General features: G+C 72.4%; 17 protein-coding genes and 1 tRNA gene. 8 read left to right on the top strand and 10 right to left on the bottom strand.

Translation table 11 applies throughout. The features are described from left to right. The first annotated feature begins 351 nt into the window (after positions 1 to 351). From A7B18_RS08265 to A7B18_RS08240, 6 genes are all read left to right on the top strand, one after another. Positions 352 to 2,745, top strand: coding sequence for a glycoside hydrolase family 15 protein (locus tag A7B18_RS08265; RefSeq protein WP_102126209.1), 2,394 nt, complete (start codon positions 352 to 354; stop codon positions 2,743 to 2,745). Between the two features lie 81 nt (positions 2,746 to 2,826). Next, positions 2,827 to 3,471 (top strand): DUF1003 domain-containing protein, encoded by a 645-nt coding sequence (locus A7B18_RS08260; protein ID WP_102126208.1) that lies wholly within the window; start codon positions 2,827 to 2,829, stop codon positions 3,469 to 3,471. Between the two features lie 70 nt (positions 3,472 to 3,541). Then, on the top strand, positions 3,542 to 4,141 hold the full coding sequence (gene ruvA, locus A7B18_RS08255; protein WP_102126207.1) for a Holliday junction branch migration protein RuvA: 600 nt from the start codon (positions 3,542 to 3,544) through the stop codon (positions 4,139 to 4,141). Beyond that, positions 4,138 to 5,403 carry a low temperature requirement protein A gene (locus tag A7B18_RS08250; RefSeq protein ID WP_245872793.1) on the top strand — a complete coding sequence of 422 codons (1,266 nt, stop codon included), beginning with the start codon at positions 4,138 to 4,140 and terminating at the stop codon, positions 5,401 to 5,403. Before ruvA ends, A7B18_RS08250 begins: the two co-directional genes overlap by 4 nt. A 472-nt stretch (positions 5,404 to 5,875) precedes the next feature. Beyond that, entirely contained in the window at positions 5,876 to 6,514 is a 639-nt protein-coding gene (locus A7B18_RS08245; protein WP_102126206.1) for an SDR family NAD(P)-dependent oxidoreductase, read from the top strand. A gap of 54 nt (positions 6,515 to 6,568) precedes the next feature. Continuing rightward, on the top strand, positions 6,569 to 7,753 hold the full coding sequence (locus A7B18_RS08240; protein ID WP_102126205.1) for an aminotransferase class V-fold PLP-dependent enzyme: 1,185 nt from the start codon (positions 6,569 to 6,571) through the stop codon (positions 7,751 to 7,753). Between the two features lie 134 nt (positions 7,754 to 7,887). On the opposite strand, the gene A7B18_RS08235 is transcribed toward A7B18_RS08240, so the two are convergent. The 6 genes from A7B18_RS08235 to A7B18_RS08210 all read right to left on the bottom strand — a co-directional run bounded on the left by A7B18_RS08235 (position 7,888) and on the right by A7B18_RS08210 (position 12,780). Continuing rightward, positions 7,888 to 8,811 carry a hypothetical protein gene (locus A7B18_RS08235; protein WP_245872792.1) on the bottom strand — a complete coding sequence of 308 codons (924 nt, stop codon included), beginning with the start codon at positions 8,809 to 8,811 and terminating at the stop codon, positions 7,888 to 7,890. A gap of 48 nt (positions 8,812 to 8,859) precedes the next feature. Beyond that, positions 8,860 to 10,209, bottom strand: coding sequence for an aminoglycoside phosphotransferase family protein (locus A7B18_RS08230; protein WP_102126204.1), 1,350 nt, complete (start codon positions 10,207 to 10,209; stop codon positions 8,860 to 8,862). A gap of 103 nt (positions 10,210 to 10,312) precedes the next feature. Next, on the bottom strand, positions 10,313 to 10,849 hold the full coding sequence (locus A7B18_RS08225; RefSeq protein ID WP_102126203.1) for a VIT1/CCC1 transporter family protein: 537 nt from the start codon (positions 10,847 to 10,849) through the stop codon (positions 10,313 to 10,315). Between the two features lie 195 nt (positions 10,850 to 11,044). Beyond that, positions 11,045 to 11,752: a metallophosphoesterase gene (locus A7B18_RS08220; RefSeq protein WP_180970071.1), complete on the bottom strand. Its 708-nt coding sequence runs from the start codon at positions 11,750 to 11,752 to the stop codon at positions 11,045 to 11,047. An 88-nt stretch (positions 11,753 to 11,840) separates the two neighbouring features. Then, a tRNA-Pro gene (locus A7B18_RS08215) sits at positions 11,841 to 11,917 on the bottom strand. A gap of 338 nt (positions 11,918 to 12,255) precedes the next feature. Next, positions 12,256 to 12,780: a regulatory protein RecX gene (locus tag A7B18_RS08210; protein WP_245872791.1), complete on the bottom strand. Its 525-nt coding sequence runs from the start codon at positions 12,778 to 12,780 to the stop codon at positions 12,256 to 12,258. A 203-nt stretch (positions 12,781 to 12,983) separates the two neighbouring features. Between A7B18_RS08210 and rpsT the strand changes: the two genes are divergently transcribed. Continuing rightward, the gene (gene rpsT / locus A7B18_RS08205) at positions 12,984 to 13,265 is read left to right on the top strand and encodes a 30S ribosomal protein S20 (protein WP_102126200.1); all 282 of its coding nucleotides are present in this window, start codon (positions 12,984 to 12,986) and stop codon (positions 13,263 to 13,265) included. A gap of 54 nt (positions 13,266 to 13,319) precedes the next feature. Here the strand turns inward: rpsT and A7B18_RS08200 are convergent, their stop codons facing one another. Genes A7B18_RS08200 through A7B18_RS08185 form a run of 4 tightly spaced genes read right to left on the bottom strand, consistent with a single transcriptional unit; the run spans position 13,320 to position 16,006 of the window. Next, entirely contained in the window at positions 13,320 to 13,793 is a 474-nt protein-coding gene (locus A7B18_RS08200) for a DinB family protein (RefSeq protein WP_102126199.1), read from the bottom strand. A gap of 10 nt (positions 13,794 to 13,803) precedes the next feature. Next, positions 13,804 to 14,169, bottom strand: a complete 366-nt coding sequence (locus tag A7B18_RS08195) for a hypothetical protein (RefSeq protein WP_102126198.1) — start codon at positions 14,167 to 14,169, stop codon at positions 13,804 to 13,806. Positions 14,170 to 14,178: 9 nt separating this feature from the next. Beyond that, on the bottom strand, positions 14,179 to 15,663 hold the full coding sequence (pdxR, locus tag A7B18_RS08190) for a MocR-like pyridoxine biosynthesis transcription factor PdxR (protein WP_102126197.1): 1,485 nt from the start codon (positions 15,661 to 15,663) through the stop codon (positions 14,179 to 14,181). A gap of 19 nt (positions 15,664 to 15,682) precedes the next feature. After that, positions 15,683 to 16,006 carry a hypothetical protein gene (locus A7B18_RS08185; protein WP_102126196.1) on the bottom strand — a complete coding sequence of 108 codons (324 nt, stop codon included), beginning with the start codon at positions 16,004 to 16,006 and terminating at the stop codon, positions 15,683 to 15,685. A 106-nt stretch (positions 16,007 to 16,112) separates the two neighbouring features. Here A7B18_RS08185 and A7B18_RS08180 point away from each other — a divergent pair, with 106 nt between their 5' ends. Continuing rightward, positions 16,113 to 17,216 carry a GTP pyrophosphokinase gene (locus A7B18_RS08180; RefSeq protein ID WP_102126195.1) on the top strand — a complete coding sequence of 368 codons (1,104 nt, stop codon included), beginning with the start codon at positions 16,113 to 16,115 and terminating at the stop codon, positions 17,214 to 17,216. Positions 17,217 to 17,227: the final 11 nt, after the last annotated feature.

The following is a 17,227-nucleotide window of genomic DNA, read 5'->3' as shown; positions in this document are numbered from 1 at the left end:
GCAACCGTTCCAAGATACGAAAAACATGTTTGCAAGTAAAAATGTTTACAGGTTTACCAGCAAAAATGCTGCGCCTGGAGGAAAGAGAAGGGGCGGGATGCTCGCCTCCGCACCCCGCCCCTCCCGATCTCGTCAGGCGCGCGGGGGCATTCGCATGGGCATGGTCTGCTCGCGGGTGACGGTCATGCCCCCAGTGTACGTGCCCTGGCAGGACGGATGAAAGTCCGCCTTCTGGCGGAGGGCGGGGCGCGGGAGTACGGTGGGGCCACAGCCCGAAGTCCGTCCAAGACGCAGCAGAACGCGTGGGGCTGGTCCTCGACCCCCGCCGACCCGCCATGAGGAGGGCGCCCCATGACCGACACCCCGACCCCCGGCACCCCCGATCCGGAGCTTTCCACCAAAACCGACCAGCCCCAACCCGCCCAGGGCCTAGCCCCCGGGGCCCCCGGCCTGCCCCCCACCTGGGCCAGCAGCGACAAGGACTTCGTGACGACCGCCCTCGGCGCCTCCCGCGTGTGGGTCACAGGCGGGCACGGCGCCCTGAACGAGGTCTACTGGCCCTCCACCGGCGAGCCGCAAATCCGCGATCTCACCTTCTATCTCGTGGGCGAGTCGGGGTGGGTGGACCTCAAGCGGGAGCGGCGCTACGTCTTCTCCATGCCCAAGCCGTACCTCCCCCTTCCCACCATCCTCCACCGGGGCGAGGACTATGAGCTGACCCTGGAGGTGCTGCCCGACCCCGTGCGGGACGTGGTGCTGATCCGCTACGCCCTGAGCGGGCCCTACCGGCTGGTCGTCCTCCTCTCCCCCCACCTCACGCCGAGCGGGCATGACAGCGCCGCGTGGGTGGAGGGGCAACGGCTGCTCGCGGCGAGCGGCGAGCGGGCCGTCGCCCTGCTGGCGAGCGGGCCGATGACCTACCTCAGCGCCGGATACGTGGGCTTCTCCGACGGCTGGCAGGACCTGAGCGCGCACGGGCGGCTGACCTGGGCGTACGGGCGGGCGGAGAACGGCAACCTCGCCCTCACCGCCGAACTGGGGGAACCGTCCGGGTTGATCGCGCTGGGCTTCGCCCTGAACGTGCAAGGGGCGCAGGGGCTGGCCCGCGCGAGCCTGGCCGAGGGGGACGAGGCCGCCCGCCGCGCCTTCCTGCACGCCTGGGAGGGATGGGGGGGTGCCCTCAAGCTCGACGCCCCGACGCCCGAGTTAGAAGCCGAAGCCCTCTTGAGCGCCACCGTCCTCAAAATCCACGAGGACCGGGCGTACCCTGGCGCTCTCGTCGCCAGCCTGAGCATTCCCTGGGGGGACACGACGGACACGCTGGGCGGCTACCACCTCGTCTGGCCGCGCGACGCGACGCTGGCGGCCTTCGGCCTGATCGCCTGCCACCAGCGCGAGGACGCCCGGCGGGTGCTGGCGGGCTTCATCGCCAACCAGCAGCCCGACGGCCACTGGCTGCAAAACTACTACCCCGACGGGCGGGGCTTCTGGCACGGCGTGCAGCTCGACGAGACCGCCTTCCCGGTCCTGCTCGCCGCCAAACTGCGCGAGGAGGGGGAGCCCGAGCTGGAGGGTACGGGCGACATGGTGCGCCGGGCGCTCGCCTTCGTGGCCCGCACCGGCCCCACCAGCGACCAGGACCGCTGGGAGGAGAACGCGGGGGTGAACCCCTTCACCCTGGGGGTCGCCATCGCCGCCCTCGTCGCGGGGTCGGGCTGGCTGGAGGAGGAGGAACGGCACCACGCCCTCGGCCTCGCCGACGACTGGAACGAGCGGCTGGAGAGCCTGTGCTACGTCACCGGCACGCCGCTGGGCCGCGAATTGGGGGTGGACGGCTACTACGTGCGCCTCGCCCCGCCCGACCGCGACGGCACCCTCACCGGGCAGGTGACCCTCCAAAACCGCGAGGGCCAGGGCATCGAGGCGTCCGCCCTCGTCAGCCTCGACTTTTCCTACCTGCCGCGCCTGGGCCTGCGTTCGGCGACCGACCCGCGCATCCGGAACACCGTCCGGGTGGTGGACCACCTCCTCGCCGAGGAGACGCCCACGGGCACCTTCTACCACCGCTACAACGGCGACGGCTACGGCGAACACGACGACGGTTCGGCGTACGACGGGCACGGGGTGGGGCGGCTGTGGCCCCTCCTGAGCGGCGAGCGGGGGCACCTCGCCCTCCAGGCGGGGGAGGACCCCATGCCCTACCTCGACGCGCTGCTGCGCTGCTCCAGCCCGGGGGGACTCCTGCCCGAGCAGGTCTGGAACGGGCCCCCCATCCCCGAGCGGGGGTTGTACCCGGGCCGCCCCAACGGCAGCGCGATGCCCCTCCTGTGGGCGCACGCCGAATTCCTGAAGTTGCTGCACGCCACGCAGACCGGTCGCCCCGCCGAACTCCTGCGCGAGGTGGAGAAGCGTTACCGCGAGCCCCTTCCCGCCGAGGTCCGGCACTGGCGGCCCGCCGCGCCCGTCCCCCACCTCGAACCCGGCCTGCTGCTCCTGATCGAGGACGACCGGCCCTTCACCCTCCACTTCGGCTTCGACGGCTGGCAGGAGGCGCAGGACCGGGAGGCCGTGCCCCTGCCCTTCGGCCTGTGGGGGGTGACCTTCAGCCCCGGGGACCTGGAAGGCCACGAGACCCTCGACTTCACCCGGCACACGGCGGCGGGGTGGGAGGGGCAGGACCACCACGTGCGGCTGGGGCAGACGGACGTGCGGACGTCGCTCGCCGCCAGGACCGCCCAAGGCTAAGGGATCGTTGAAGGGCGGGCCGCCCCCAAACGCTGTCCGTGCCTATGTTCCCGGGCGCGGGGAGGGTCAGCATGGGCGGATATGCGAAAGAGCCTTTCGCGCTGGCGCCGCCGACCCCGGGAAGAAACCGTCCAGGCCCTGATCCAGGAGAACATCGCCGTCAACCAGGTCTTGCAGGCGCGGGCCGAGGAGAGCCTGACCCGGCTGCACCGTCCCATCGAGCAGATCGGCGCGCTGGTGGGCCGCCCGGCGTTCGTGGCCGGATTCCTCGCCCTGTGCCTGCTGTGGATCGGGACGAACCTCGGCCTGAAGTGGGACGGCAAGACGCCCTGGGACCCCCCGCCCTTCCCATGGATGCAGGACGTGTTCGGGCTGCTGGGCCTGCTGGTGACCACGGTGGTGCTGGTGGCGCAGGCGCGGCAGGGCCAGATCAACGAGCAGCGGGCGCAACTGGCCCTCCAGATCGCCCTGCTGACCGAGCAGCGCAGCGCCAAGATCATCGAGCTGCTCGAAGAACTGCGCCGGGACCTTCCCAATGTCCACAACCGCCTTGACCCCGAGGCGGAGGTGATGATGCAGGCGAGCGACCCCGCCGCCATCGTGGAGGCCCTGACCCCCCTGGAGGCGGGCAGGGAGACCAGCCTGCCGCCCGGGGGCAGTGCCTCGGGGGAAAGTGCGGCGGCGAGGGAGGAGGGGCGGCGGGATGCTGACTTGCTTCCCGGTTGAACCCCCCCGCCGGGCGCGAATCGGGGGGGCGTTCCCTTCCCCTGAGGGCCAGGCCCCTAGAATCCGGGGCGTGATTGCTTACCTGAGTGGCGTGGTGCGCGAGGTGCGCGACTCCAGCGCCGTGATCGTCGCGGGGGGGGTGGGCTACGAGGTCTTCTGCCCCGCCTCGACCCTGGGAAAACTGGCGGTGGAGGCCCCGGCGGAACTAAACATCCGGCACGTCATCCGCGAGGACGCCCAGCTTCTCTTCGGCTTCTCTGACGCCGACAGCCTGCGCCTCTTCGACCTGCTCACGGGCGTGAGCGGGGTGGGCCCCAAGCTCGGGCTCGCCCTGCTCTCCGCCATGCCCGTGAGTGCCATCGCCCAGGGGCTCCTGACGGGCGACGTGAAGCTGCTCTCCAGCGTCTCGGGGGTGGGGAAGAAGACCGCCGAGCGGCTGGTGCTCGAACTCCAGAACAAGGTGCCCGACCACCTCGCCGCGCCCGTCACGCCCGACGGGGTGAGGGCGGCTCCGGTCACGAGTACGGCGGGCCGGGACGCCATCGAGGCGCTGCTGGCGCTGGGCTTCCGGGAGGGCCAGGTGCGGAGTGTGGTGGCCGAACTCCTCGCCGCCGATCCCGCCCAGAGTGCCGACGCCCTGATCCGCAAGGGTCTGGGGAGGTTGCGTTGACGGCCCGTTTCGAGGGAGGTGGTCCCCAGGGGGGGCCCAGCGACGTTCACATCGAGGACCGCTCGCCGGACGGGGCCTCCGAGACCGGGCAGCCGGAGGGCTCGGGCGAGCAGCGGGTCACCTGGCTGGAGCTGTTTTTCGACCTGATCTTCGTGACGGCCTTCGACCAGCTCGCCAAGCGGCTGGGGGACGCGCCCACGGGAGGCAACCTCCTCGTGTTCGTGCTGATGTTCACGGCGGTGTGGTGGGCCTGGGCGGGCAACACGACCTTCGCCGCGCGCTACGGCAACGACAGCCGCGCCTACCGCTGGGGCACGCTCGTGCAGCTCCTGACCCTGGGGACCCTGACCCTCACCCTGCGCGGCGACCTCAGCGACACCGGCATGGCCTTCGGGTTCGCCTACACCGCCAATCGCCTCGTGCTGGTGGGCATGTACCTGCTCACCCTGCGCACCCACCCGCAGGGGGCCGCCTTCGCGCGCGGACAGGTGCTGGGCTTCGGGGCCGCGGCCCTCTTCTGGTTTGCCAGCGCTTTCCTCCAGGGCACGGCGGAACTCCTCGCCTGGGGGGTGGCGCTCACCATCGACGTGCTCACGCCCATCCTGGGCCGCGCCCGCCAGCGAGGGGCCCTGCCGCACCAGGAACACCTGCCCGAGCGGGTAGGCCTCCTCCAGATCATCGCGCTGGGCGGCATCGTCACCGAGGTCGTGGCGGGGAGCCGTCAGCAGGAGCTGCGCTGGTTCGAGCAGGCCCCCTCGCTGCTCGCCCTGGTCGCCGCCGTGGCGATGTGGCGGCTGTACTTCGAGCAGGCCCGCGCCCTGCCTGTCCTCGCGGCGCACCGGGCCGGGCGGGTCGGGTCGCTCCTCGCGTGGCTCTACGGGCACCTGCCCTTCACCCTCAGCATCGTGATGCTCGCGGTGGGCTTCGGCCACGGCATCTCCGACGAGAACGGCGCCCGCGACGTCATCAACCGCCAGCTTGTCGCCTGGCCCCTCGCCCTGGCGTGCCTCACCCTGCTCTTCTTGCGCTGGAACGCCTCGCGCGTCACCCGCCACCCGTTCCTCGACCTCAGTGCCGTCTCCATCGGCCTCGCCGCCCTCTCGGGAATCTCCCTCGCCTTCTTGCCGCTGGACACCCTCGCCACCCACGCCGCCGCCTGCGCGGTCATCCTCGTCGCTGCCGTCGTCACGGCCCTCGCCCCCGCCACCCGCCGATTGGGCCGGATTGAGGAGGCGCTGGGGGGGAGCGGGACGCCGGTTTGAGGTGAGGCGGGGAAGGGGTGGAGATGGCGTCGCCCCAGAAGTCCGCGAGTTGCCCGCTGGGGAAAGGGGAAGGAGGCATCTTCCTGGTGGTGGGGATGGTCACACGCCCCCTCACCCCGGCCCTCTCCCACGGGGGGAGAGGGAAAAAAAGAGTGGGAGCTTTCGCGCTTTTCAAAACGTCTCTCCGGACGCCCGTTGAGTGGCCGAGGGTGGACGGTCCTGGCCCACGGCCCCGCCTTGCTCGCGCAGCGAGACGGTGGACCCGCGACTAAGACGCGACAAGATCACACATTCCGTTCAGGAGGACCCGTCCACCCGCGCCGCCCGTTTGTCCTTGCCCAGCGCAGCGCCGCTCCCCCTGCCCCCCCGGGGGGAGGGGGCTGGGGGGTGGGGGCCAACCGTCGCAAGTCGCCCGGCCCCTCTGCATCCCTCCCTACAGCCCAACCGTGCCTCCCCATGTTGCACTGAGCCCATGACCACCCAGGGCGGCACGCTGATTATCGGAGCAACGGGCGGAATCGGGGCGGCAGTGGCCCGCTCATTCGCAGGGCAGTCCCCGCTGACCCTGGCCGGGCGCAACGGGGAAAAACTCCAGCCCCTCGCCGCCGAACTCGGAGCGCACACCTACCCCCTCGACGTGGGCTTCGAGAGCCACGTCCGCACCCTGTTTGGGGGCCTGGACGGCCTGGAGACGGTCGTGTACGCGGCGGGCGCCGCCCTGCCCCAGCCCCTCGCCGAGGCGGACGCGGCCAAGGTGCGCTCGGTGTGGAACGCCAACTATTTCGGGGTGCTGTGGACGCTCAAGTACGGCCTGCCCCGGCTCGCCCAGGGCGGTCGGCTGTACGTGATCGGCGCCCGCCCTGAACTCGTCACCGCGCGCGGCTTCTCCCAGTACGCGGCGAGCAAGGCCGCCGTCGCCCGCGCCCTGGAAATTGCCCGGCTGGAGACACGCGGCAAGACCCTGACCCTGGTGCTCCCGCCCGCCGTGGACACGCCCCTTTGGGCGCAGGTGGGCCGGGCCCCACGCGGAGCCCTCGCCCCCGAGGCCGTCGCCGCCGCGCTGCTCGCCGACCGCGCGGGGCCGGGCGTGGACGAGTTGCGGGTGGGCTGAGGGTTCCAGACGAGCCCCACGCCCACCCATCCGCCCGCCGTTACGATGCGGAGCATGACCGACACCGCCCCCGCCCGCCCCACCACGGCGCCGGACTTTGAGGCCCACCTCCCCCTCAACCGCCGCCGCCTGATCGCCCCCGGCCCGGTCGAGGTCGAGCCGCGCGTCCTCCTCGAACTCGCCCAGCCGCAGATGCACCACCGCGCGCCGGAGGGGGTCGAGAAGTTGCAGGAGGCCCGGGCCAAGCTCTCCCGTCTCCTCGGCGCCCCCTACGAAGCCGTGATCACCACGAGCAGCGGCACCGGGGCCTTCGAGGGGGCCCTGGTGAGCCTGACCCCCGTGGGCGCGAAGGTGGTGAACGCCCAGGCGGGCAAATTCTCCGAACGCTGGGGCGAGATGGCGCGGCGGCTCGGCTACGACACGACCGTCGTGGCCCGGCCCTGGGGCGACGTGCTCGACCCGGGCGAGGTCGCCGACGCCGCGAAGGACGCCCACACCCTCCTGATCACCCACTCCGAGACGAGCACGGGCGCCCTGCACGACCTGGAGGCGATCACCCGGGCGGCGAGGGCGCACAACCCCGACCTGATCGTCATCGCCGACTGCGTGACGAGCTACGGGGTCGCGGAACTGCGGCCCGCCGAGTGGGGGGTGGACGCCATCGTGAGCGGCAGCCAGAAGGGCACGGCCACGCCCCCCGGCCTGGGCTTCGTCCTCTTCAGCCCCGAGGTGCAGGGGCGGATGATTCAGGACACGGGGCGCGGCTTCTACCTCGACCTCACCCGCGAGCTCAGGGGCCAGAAGGCGGGGAACACGCCCCAGACCCCCGCCATCAACCTGATCTGCGCGCTGTCGCTGGCCCTCGACCGTCTCATCGCCGTGCCTCTGGACGTGCTGTGGGCCGAGAAGCGCAGGCAGGCGGACGCCCTGGTCGCCGCCGGGACGGCCCTCGGGGCCCCCGCCTGGGCTCCCCGCACCACGCCCGCCGTCGCCGTGCTGCGGCCCCCCGCTCCCCTCAGCGGGCGGCAGGTCAGCGCCCGCCTCGCCGAGATGGGCCAGCGCGCCCTGCCCGGCCAGGCCCCGCACGAGGACACGGTGTTCCGCGTCTCCACCCTGGGCTACGCCGACCGCTACGACGCGCTGGGCATCGCGGGCATGTTGGAAGACTGCTTCGCCAGCCTGGGGCTGCGCTTCGAGCGGGGGGCGGCGGTGCAGGCAGCTTGGGAGGCGCTGGCGTAGGAAAAAGCCTTTGTTTTTAGCTCCTCTGCTGCGCAGCTCTGCGAGTTTCCCTTGAGAGGGGGATTATGACTCGCAGAGGGGGTGAACGGGCCGGGCCTCCAAGACATCTTGCTGGCCTCCTGAAGCCCCTTCAATCAGCGCCCCTCCCGCGCGTCCGCCAGCAACTCCCCCGCGATGGCGAGTGCGGCGGGCCCGAGCGGGCTGCGGGTCACGCCCAGCAGGATGCCGAGCTTGTCGCGCCGGGCGCTGGAGATGTACGTCCAGCGCTCCAGATCGGGGCGGTGGGTTCGGGCGGTCTCGTCGCGCAGGTAGCGCACCGCCCCGTCGTAGTACCCGACCTGGAAGGCGGCGCGGGCGCGTTTCTCCTGCTCGACGAGGCCCAGGCCGCGCGTGGCGAGCAGCACCCGCCGGGCCTCGTCCTCGCCGCCGAAGCCGTAGAGGTTTTCCAGGCGGTAGACGGCTTTGGGAAAACGCAGTCCGGCGGCGGCCCGCCACGCGTGCGGCAGCCGAATCTCGAACTCGGGCCAGGCGTGCGTATGGGTCAGCAGCGCCGGATACAGCAGCGAGAGGGCCACGTCGCGCGCCTCGGCGAGCGCGAGCAATTGCTCCTGCGGGCCGTGGCCGGGGCCGGTGTACTCGCGGCGGGCGGTGTCCAGCCGGGCGGCGGCGCGGCCCAGCAGTTCCTCCCGGTGCGCGGCGAGCTGGGCAGGGTTCAGCGTCCAGAGGGTGCGCTGAATGCGCCCGTAGTACCCGGTCGGGTCATACACGACGCGGCTGGTGGCGAGCAGGGCGAGGGGCGCTTCCTCGCGCGCCACGTCCCACTCGCGCCACCCCTCCAGCTTCTCGAAGGGGAAGCGCTCGACCGTCACCCCGGCGCGCGTCTCGGTCTGGTGGGAGAGCAGGCCGCGCTCGAAGGTCACCAGGGTCGGCAGGCTGCCCACCCACGCGACCTCCGTGCCGTGGCTCCCCGTCTGGGCGACCGCCCTCACCTTGCGGTCGGCCACCAGCCGGTTCTGTACCTTGTCGGGGTCCTGCACGCGCGCCTCCGCCCCCAGCATAGCGGCCTCCCCCCACGGGTCCGCGGCGGGCGCAGGGCCGGGTGAAGGTCAGGGCAAGGGAGTGGGCGACACCTGCCCGGGCATGGGGGCAGGTGGAACGGGCGCCTCCGCCCGTTCGAGCACCCGCCGCAGGTGTTCGAGGGGCCAGGTTCGCATCTCGTCCTCGTCCTCGATGTGGGGCTGGATGCCGTGCGTGTACCCCAACGCCCGGTACACCTCGCCCACCAGCCGGGCGTCTTGCATCAACGCCCGTCCCTCGTCCACGGGCAGGAGGTCGGCCCAGACCGTCAGGTACGCGGTCTGTGCGGCCTCCAGCGTCCCCGGGGAGGCGCCCTCCGGGGCGAGGTAGAGGGGGTCCGCGTCGAGGAAGGGGTGGGTCACGCTCGCGTCAGACCAGTCGAGGAGGGTCCAGCGCCCGTCCCCTTTCCGCGCGGCGTTGTTCCGGTGGAGGTCCCCGTGGCCGACCACCTCCGGCAGCGGCGAGGTGAGCAGCCGGACGCACGCCTCGTGCAAGCGGCCCTCCAGCATCCACAGCCGGGCGGCCTCGGCGGGGGTCAGGCCGCCTTCCTCGCCGAGCAGCAGCATGTCGCTCCGCAGGAGTTCGGGCAGCAGCGCGGCCACCCACGCCGGGCCGTGGTCGGGTACCCCCCGTGAGCGCAGTTCGGCCAGGACCGTCACGCTCGCCCGCTGCACCCGCGCGAGGTGGGCGGCCAGAGCCGTGCCGTCATCATCCTCACCCGGTACGTCCCCGGCGTGCCCCATCAGCAGCAGCCCCCGCCCCTCGTCGGCGGCGAGGACGGGCGGAGCCGCTCCCGGAATCTCGCCCGAGAGCACGCAGGTCGCCGTGACCTCCCGCGCGAGGAAGGCGGGTACGGCCTTGAGGTACACGGGGTCCCCGCCCCCCTCCAACCCCACCCGCCACAGGGCGCTGATGCCCCAGTGCTTGAGGGGCTCGGGCGGTCCGGCGCGGGTGAGGCCCTGCTCCCCCAGTTCCTCGTCGAGCCACGCCAGCGCGCCCGCCGCCCAGCCGACCCGCGCGAAGGGGGGCCTGTGCGGCGGGGCGGGGATGAGGGCGGCCTCGGCCCAGCCCCGCTCGTTCTCGGGCAACTCGCCCGGCAGGACCCAGGCCGCGCCCGTCAGCCCCTGCGGCGCGTCGAAGTGCCACACCGCCTCGCGCACGAGGGTGCCGTCCGGGTCCTCCCCCAGCCGGGCGAAATGCAGCCGCCGCAGCGGGGCCAGCCAGGGGGAGAGGGCCGGGAAGGCGTTCGTCAGGCCGCGCCCCACGAAGGTGTTCTCCGCCACCACCGCCGCGGGCAGGGCGCCGCTCACCGCCGCGACCCGCCGCCCGTCCGGGTGCGTGACCACCGCGCGGAGGGTGGCCCGGATGCTGTGCGTCATGCCCGCAGTGTGCGCCGCGTGGCGGCCCGCGCGCCTGCGCCGGGTGGCTTAGCCAAAGAAAAGGGAGGAGGCCACCTGCGCCCCCTCCCCCAGCTCTCCCGTCTTACCCGCCCGCCCCGAGCCGTCCCAGCCACACGCCCACCCCGAAGACGACCGCGCCGCCCACGACGACCTGAAAGACCGTCTGCCCGAGCGGGCTGCGCATGTACCGCCAGCGGATCAGGGCGATGGCGAGCAGCTCGACGATCACGACCACGTACGCCAGCGTCAGCGCCGCGCGCAGGTCGGGCAGCAGGAAGGGGAAGGTGTGCAGCATCCCGCCCAGGATGGTGGCGAGCCCCGTGATCACCCCGCGCGCAACCGGCGTGCCGCGCCCGCTGACCTTGCCGTCGTCGGAGAGCGCCTCGGCCAGCCCCATGCTGATCCCCGCCCCGATGCTCGCCGCCAGCCCCACCCAAAAGGCGTCGATGGGTCTGCCCGTCAGCCCCGCCGCCGCGAAGATCGGCGCCAGGGTGCTCACGCTGCCGTCCATCAGCCCCAGCAGCGCGGGCTGCACCTTTTGCAGCACGAAGGCGTGCTCCTGGTGCGTGGGCGTGAGGGTGGCGACGGCGGGGGCAGGGGATCGGGCGGGCGTGGACATGCCCGCATTCTACCCTTAATAGGAATGATTCTCAATAAGAGCCATCCGAGTGGGAGAACTCAGGACGAGAGGAACAAGCAGCACAGGCACGCCCACCGCGGGAGGGCGGCTGAGCACCCGGGAGACGGCCCCGGACGCGCCGACCTTCAGGCGCCTGGGGTCGTTTGGGCGTGGTGTGTGGTGGGAAGCAGCTCCCTAGCCTTCCCGCGTTTCCAGCAGCAGTTTGGGGCGGAATTTCAGCCCGTCCGCCGCGACGAGGTGGGCGGGGATGCCGTTCAGGTTCCGCAGGGCCCGCTCGGGGTTCGCGCCGTGGAGGTGGCCGTAGACGACCAGATCGGGCCGGGCCGCCTCGATCACGTTGCTGAGGGGATTGGGGGGATAGGGCGGGCTCGCGGGAGGGTAATGCAGCATCAGGATGAGGGCGTCGCCGGGTTGCCGGAGACGGGCGGCGGCCTGGGTGCTCAGCCGCAGCCGCTCGGCCTCACGGTTCAGCAGCCGCTCGTCGTCCTCGCTCAGGGGCTCGTAGCCGGGAGTCACCCAGCCGCGCGAGCCGCACACGACCACCTTGCCGACCCGCACGGCGTCGTTTTGCACGGCGAGCATCCCGGGGGGCAGGGCGGCGCGCAGCTTGGAGGCACTCGTCCACCAGTAGTCGTGGTTGCCCCGCAGCAAGACCTTGGTGCCCGGCAACTCCGCCACCCGGGCGAGGTCCACCAGCGCGTCGGGGAGCCGCATCGCCCACGAGAGGTCGCCCGGCAACAACACGAGGTCCTCCTCACGCACGACTTCTCGCCACTCCCGGAAGATCGCCTCGGGGTGCCCCGCCCAGTTCGGCCCGAAGACCGTCATCGGCTTGGGCGTCACGGTGGCGAGGTGCAGGTCGGCGATGGCGTAGACGCGCATGGGGCAGGCTCCGGGCAGGGGTGGGGAAGGGGCGAAAGGCGCGCGGGGGCCCAAAGCGAAAGCCTCCCGCATGGGGAGGCTTCCCGCGTGGTCGGGGCGAGAGGATTCGAACCTCCGACCCCGTCGTCCCGAACGACGTGCGCTACCAGGCTGCGCTACGCCCCGCCCTACCACGGCTCCAGTCAGACGGGCACAGAGGCCCGCTTTTGGTGCGTCGGGTAGTCTACGCGGCCCCCCCGGGGGTGTCAAGCGAGGGCCCCCCCGCCGTCCGGATGGGCATGGATAGGTCGTCGGGCCGGGTGCGGCGAAGCATCTTGCCCCGTTGCAGGAACTCCGCTCCTTCTCTCAGGTGACTCGCTCCCGATGAAGCAGTGGAAAGAAAATAATTGTCACCCTGAGCGAAGCGAAGGGCCTCACGAGCATCGTCTGGAGATGCTTCGCTCACGCTCAGCAAGACAGTCTCTAGGTCGGTTGCTCCAGACGCTGAACCTTCAATCCTCGTCCTAGAACTCCGGTTCCGGCTCGTCCTCCCCGCCCCCCTCCTCCGGGTGGGCCGCCGACACCTCCCGGATCGCCGTCCAGATCACGGCGCCCGGAAAGCCGCGCCGGGCGAGGAAGGCGTAGGCCGTCGCCCGGGGGTCACGCCTGCGGGCGAAGCTGGGCCAGCGGCGCTCCAGGATTGTTACCGCGTCGGCCTGTTCCTCCTCCGGGTCGCGGGTGGCGAGCGTCTCCTCGATCAGCCCCTCGCCCACGCCCCGGCGCTTGAGGGTCTGGCGCACACGGAAGCCCCCCACCCCCCGGCGGTGGCCCTCGGCGCGGGCGACCCCCTCGTCGCTCTGGTAGCCCAGCTCCTGCACCCGGGCGAGGACCTCGGCGGCGAGCGTCTCGTCGTCGGTGCGCTTCAGGAGGCGGGCTCGCAGCTCCGTCTCGGTGAGCGCCCGGCCCGAAAGCGCGCGGAAGGCATAGGCGAGGAGGTCGTCGCGGGCCTTTTGCCGGTCCTCCGGTGTCCTCTCCTCTCCCGCCGTCACGCGCACAGTATGCCGCTTGCGCCCGCCTCCCCGCACCCGCTAAGATGCCCAGGTTGCCTACCGCCCGGTGGGTGACCTCCGCCCGGTCAAAGGCTGGTCGGAGGGCGCCGAGGCTCTGCCCACGAGGAGCCGGGCGCGTCGTGTTCCCCTGCCAAGGCACCGGGAACCGCCCCGCGAGACGCGGGAGAACAAGGAGAATTTACATGGCCCTTCGTCACAAGTCCGCCCAGAAGCGTCACCGCCAGAGCCTCAAAAGGCGCCTGATCAACCGCAGCCGCAAGAGCACGATCAAGACCTTTACCAAGAAGGCCGTCGCCGCCGCGGGGGCGGGCGCCGAGAACGCCGGAGACCTCCAGCGCAAGGCCGAGAGCCTGCTCGACAAGGCCGCCAAGGGCAGCACCCTCCACAAGAACACCGCCGCCCGCAAGAAGAGCCGCCTCGCCCGCGCGATCAACAAGGCCAACGCCGCCAAGCAGCAGGCGTAAGCGAGCGTCACCAACAATAAGGGGCCATCTCCGCGTGAGGTGGTCCTTTTCCGATCAGCCCGGCATGGTCTCCCGCACGAACGTGATGAAGTCGGTGTTCACGGGCTCCAGCCCCGCCTGCCGCATGATCAGCGCGATCTGCCCCCGGTGGTACGCCCCATGCGCGAAGACGTGGTGGAGGATGTCGCCTACGGGCGTGTGGAAGACCCGTCCGGTGCTGTTGGGGTAGGTCACCACCTCGTCCAGCCGCGCGTCGGTCAGGACTTCGAGGAAGGCCCGGTAGTCCAGCCCGTTGAGCGGCAGGCGTTCTCCGCAAGTCTCCAGGTCCCACTCCGGCCAGATCGGCGTGGTCCGGGCGTCTTCTCCACGCAGTCGCAACAGCCAGACATGCTCGGCGGCGAGGAGGTGGGCGAACAGCCGCACGGCCTGAGGAGGAGGAGTGGACGTCTGCCGCAGCGCCCTCAGCACCCGGTGGTTGCCCCATTCGGTGTGGGCCAGCGAGCGAGCGAGGAACGCGAGGGCCGTCATCGCCAGCCTCCTACTGCCGCGCTTCCTTGAGGTCGAGCGTGCCCGAGTAGCGGTCGAACTCGACGGTCAGGCGGTAGATGCCCATCTGGCCGCTGCCGAGCAGGTTGAGGGTCCACTCGCCCTTGGGGCAGGTCTGCCCGGCGACCTGGGTGCCGCTGGGGTCGAGGAGACGCAAGACGGCCTTGCCGCTGCGGACCGAACACGTGCCGTGCACGCCGACGCTCTTGTCGGCCTCGTACAGGTCGAAGGCGTACCGGTTCTCGCCCTGCGCGTTGAGGAGGTGGGTGGGCGTCAGCGTCACGTAGCCGAAACGCAGCCCCACGGTGAAGTACAGCAGCGCGACGGCGACCGCCAGGGCGACGAACAGGAAGCGCACGCCCCCACTTTACTCCGTCTTCACGAAGCCTGCCTCAGCCCGCCCGTTGGGGGGGAGAGCAGGAAAAAAGACACGGATGAGGCGGGCGACCCCCTCCCGCAGCCGCTCGGGCGGCAGGGGCGCGAAGGCGAGCAGGACGGCGGGAGGCCGGGCGTGGTGCGCGAGCGGCGCGGCGGGGGAGAGCGCCACCCCTGCCGAGGCCGCCCGCCTCACCGCCGCCTCCTCCGAGAGCGGGGCGGGCAGGGTGACGTGGACGTGCAGCCCGGCGCGGGCGGGCGTCACCTCCCACCCCGGGAGCCCGGAGGCCAGGGCCGCGAGCAGGACCTCGTGGCGGTGGCGGATGGCCGACCGCGCCCCCCGCAGGTGCCGCGCGTACGCCCCCGAGGCGAGCACGTCCGCGAGCGCGAGGGCGTCGAGCGTGGCGGGGGCGCGGTCGGTGAGGGGCCGGGTGCCCGCCAGCACGCGCGTGATGGCCCCCGGCGCGACGAGGTAACCGCTGCGGGTGACGGGGGCGAGGCTCTTGCTGAAGCTGCCGAGCAAGATCACCCGGTCGGGGGCGAGCCCCTGCATCGCCGCCGGGGGCCGCCCGCCGTGGTGCAGGTCGGCGGCGTAGTCGTCCTCCAGGATGAAGGCCCCCGCCCGCCGCGCCCAGGCCACCACCTCCGTCTGCCGCCCGGCGGGCAGCGGGACCGTCGTGGGGTACTGGGCCCCCGGGGTGAGATACAGCAGGGTCGCCCGCTCCGGCAAGGCCGCCGGATTCAGGCCCGCCGCGTCCACCGGCACCGGGCAGAGGGTCGCCCCCGTCGCCCCGAGCGCCGCCCGCGCTCCCGGGTAGGTGGGGTCCTCGACGGCGGCCACCCGCCCCTCCTCCAGAAAGACCCGCGCCAGCGCGTCGAGGGAGGCCTGGGTGCCCCCCGTCAGCATCACCATGTCGGGGGTGACGCGGGCGCCGCGCTCGGCGTTGAGGTAGGCGGCGAGGGCCCGGCGCGTCTCGGGCGGGCCGAGAAGGGTCTCCAGGTCGTCGGGCGGGCCTCCCTCCCCGCGCTGCCCGGCGGTGCGGGCCTGGCGGGTCAGGGCCTGCGCCCACGCGCCCGCCGGGTAGAGGTCGGGGACGGGCTGCCCAACCCGGAAGTCCACCGCGTAGCCGCCGCCCGCGTCCGGCACCCGCCCGGCCAGGGCCCGCGCCGCCCACGCGCTGAGGGGCAGGGGGAAGGCGGGGGCGTCCTCGCGGACGGGCGCCGCCCCCGGCACGGCCACCCGGGTGCCGCTGCGCGCGCTGCTGTGCACGTACCCCTCCACCCCGAGCTGCGCGAGGGCGTCCACCACCGTGTTGCGCGAGACGCCCAGCCGCGCGGCGAGGGAACGGTGCCCCGGCAGCCGGACGTCCTGGGGCAAAGCCCCCTCCAGGATCGCCTCCCGCAGCGTCCGGGCCACCCGCGCGTGCAGGGCCTCGCCCGGCAGCGCGGGCCGCAATTCGGGGATGGTCCGCGTCAACGGCGTGTCCCCGGGGCCCTCAACGCCCGAACTCCCGGGCGAGCCACGCGGGGTCGCCCCCCTCGGCGGAGAGCGCCTGCCCGGCCAGGGTGAGGAACCGGCCCTGCGCCTCCTGCGCCTCCTCGCGGGTCAGACCGTGGGCGGCGGGGTCTTGCAGCAGCTCGCGCAGCAGGGGGAAGACGGGCGTGTCCGGGTGCACCTCACCCTGCACGGTCACGTCCGCCCGCCATTTGAGCAGGTAGTCGAGGGCGTAGGGGCCGGGTTCGAGGACGCAGCCGCCGGGGTAGGGAATTCGCCTGGGGGCGGGGAAGGTCACCGCGGGAGTCCGGGTGGGGGTCGTCATGCGGACAGGATGCACCCGCCCGGTGGGAAGGAGCCAGGGCGGCGGTCCCTCCCGACTTCGCTCATGTGCGGCTCATGGCCCGGGCCTGCACTATCATGGCCCCACGATGAGCGAGGCGCTGGTGCAGGCGTATCGGGACGCCCTGTCGGAGTACGAGCGGCTGAGGGACGCGGCGGTCGCCCACACCACCCGGCTGCTCGCGGGGGCGGGGCTGAACATCCACCACGTGACGGGCCGGGTCAAGCGCCCCGCGAGCCTCGCCGACAAGCTGCGGCGCAAGCCGGGGCGGTACGCCTCGCTCGCCGACGTGACCGACCTCGTGGCCGTGCGCGTGATCACCTACTTCGAGAGCGACGTGAACGTGGTCGCCCGGCTGATTGAGGAGCACCACACGGTCGATTGGGACCACTCCATCGACAAGTCGAAGGTGCACGACCCCGACCGCTTCGGGTACATGGGGGTGCATTACGTCGTCTCGCCCTCGCCGGGCGTGCCCGACTTCGCTGCCCTGCCGGTGGTGGAGACGGGGGCGAGGTTCGAGGTGCAGATCCGCTCGATCCTCCAGCACGCCTGGGCGGAGATCGAGCACGACCTCGGGTACAAGAACCGCGAGGCCGTCCCACGCGAGGTCCGGCGCCGTTTCTACCGCCTCGCGGGCCTGCTGGAGATGGCCGACGAGGAGTTCATGGCCCTGCACCGCCTGTCGCGCGACTACGCCGCCACGCTGCAAGGGCGCATCGCCGAGGACCCGGACGGCGTGTACATCGACGCGCAGAGCATGACCTACCTCCTCGGCGTCTCCCCGGTGCGCGACCTCGACCTCGCCGTCGCCGCCGCGCTGCGGGTGCCCTTCCTCGGCGCGTGGCCCGACCCCGAGCGGCCCCAGCGTCTCGCCAGCCTGCTGCACTACGTGGGCGTGCGCTCGGTCGGGCAACTCCTCAAGGAACTGCGGCGCCACGAGGAAGAGGTGCGGCGCTTTGCCGCGGCCCTGCTGCCCCGCCTGCGCGAGGCCTGGACCCCGGCGGGAGGCACGCGCCCCGGCACGGGCGTCATCCACTACGCCCTGCTGCGTGCCTGCGCGAACGCGGCCCTCGACCCCCAGGAGGTCGTCAGCCTCCTCGACCTCAGCGGCGCTCGCGACGTGGCCGGGATGGTGGCGACCGTGCGCGAGGTCTACGAGCGCGAGATCGTGAACCACGCGGCGGATTAGGAGCCTGCCCG

Source organism: Deinococcus planocerae (genome assembly GCF_002869765.1).
GTDB classification, from domain to species: Bacteria; Deinococcota; Deinococci; order Deinococcales; family Deinococcaceae; genus Deinococcus; species Deinococcus planocerae.
Note: the sequence above shows the minus strand (reverse complement) of the source record. Positions and strands in the feature narration are given on the sequence as shown.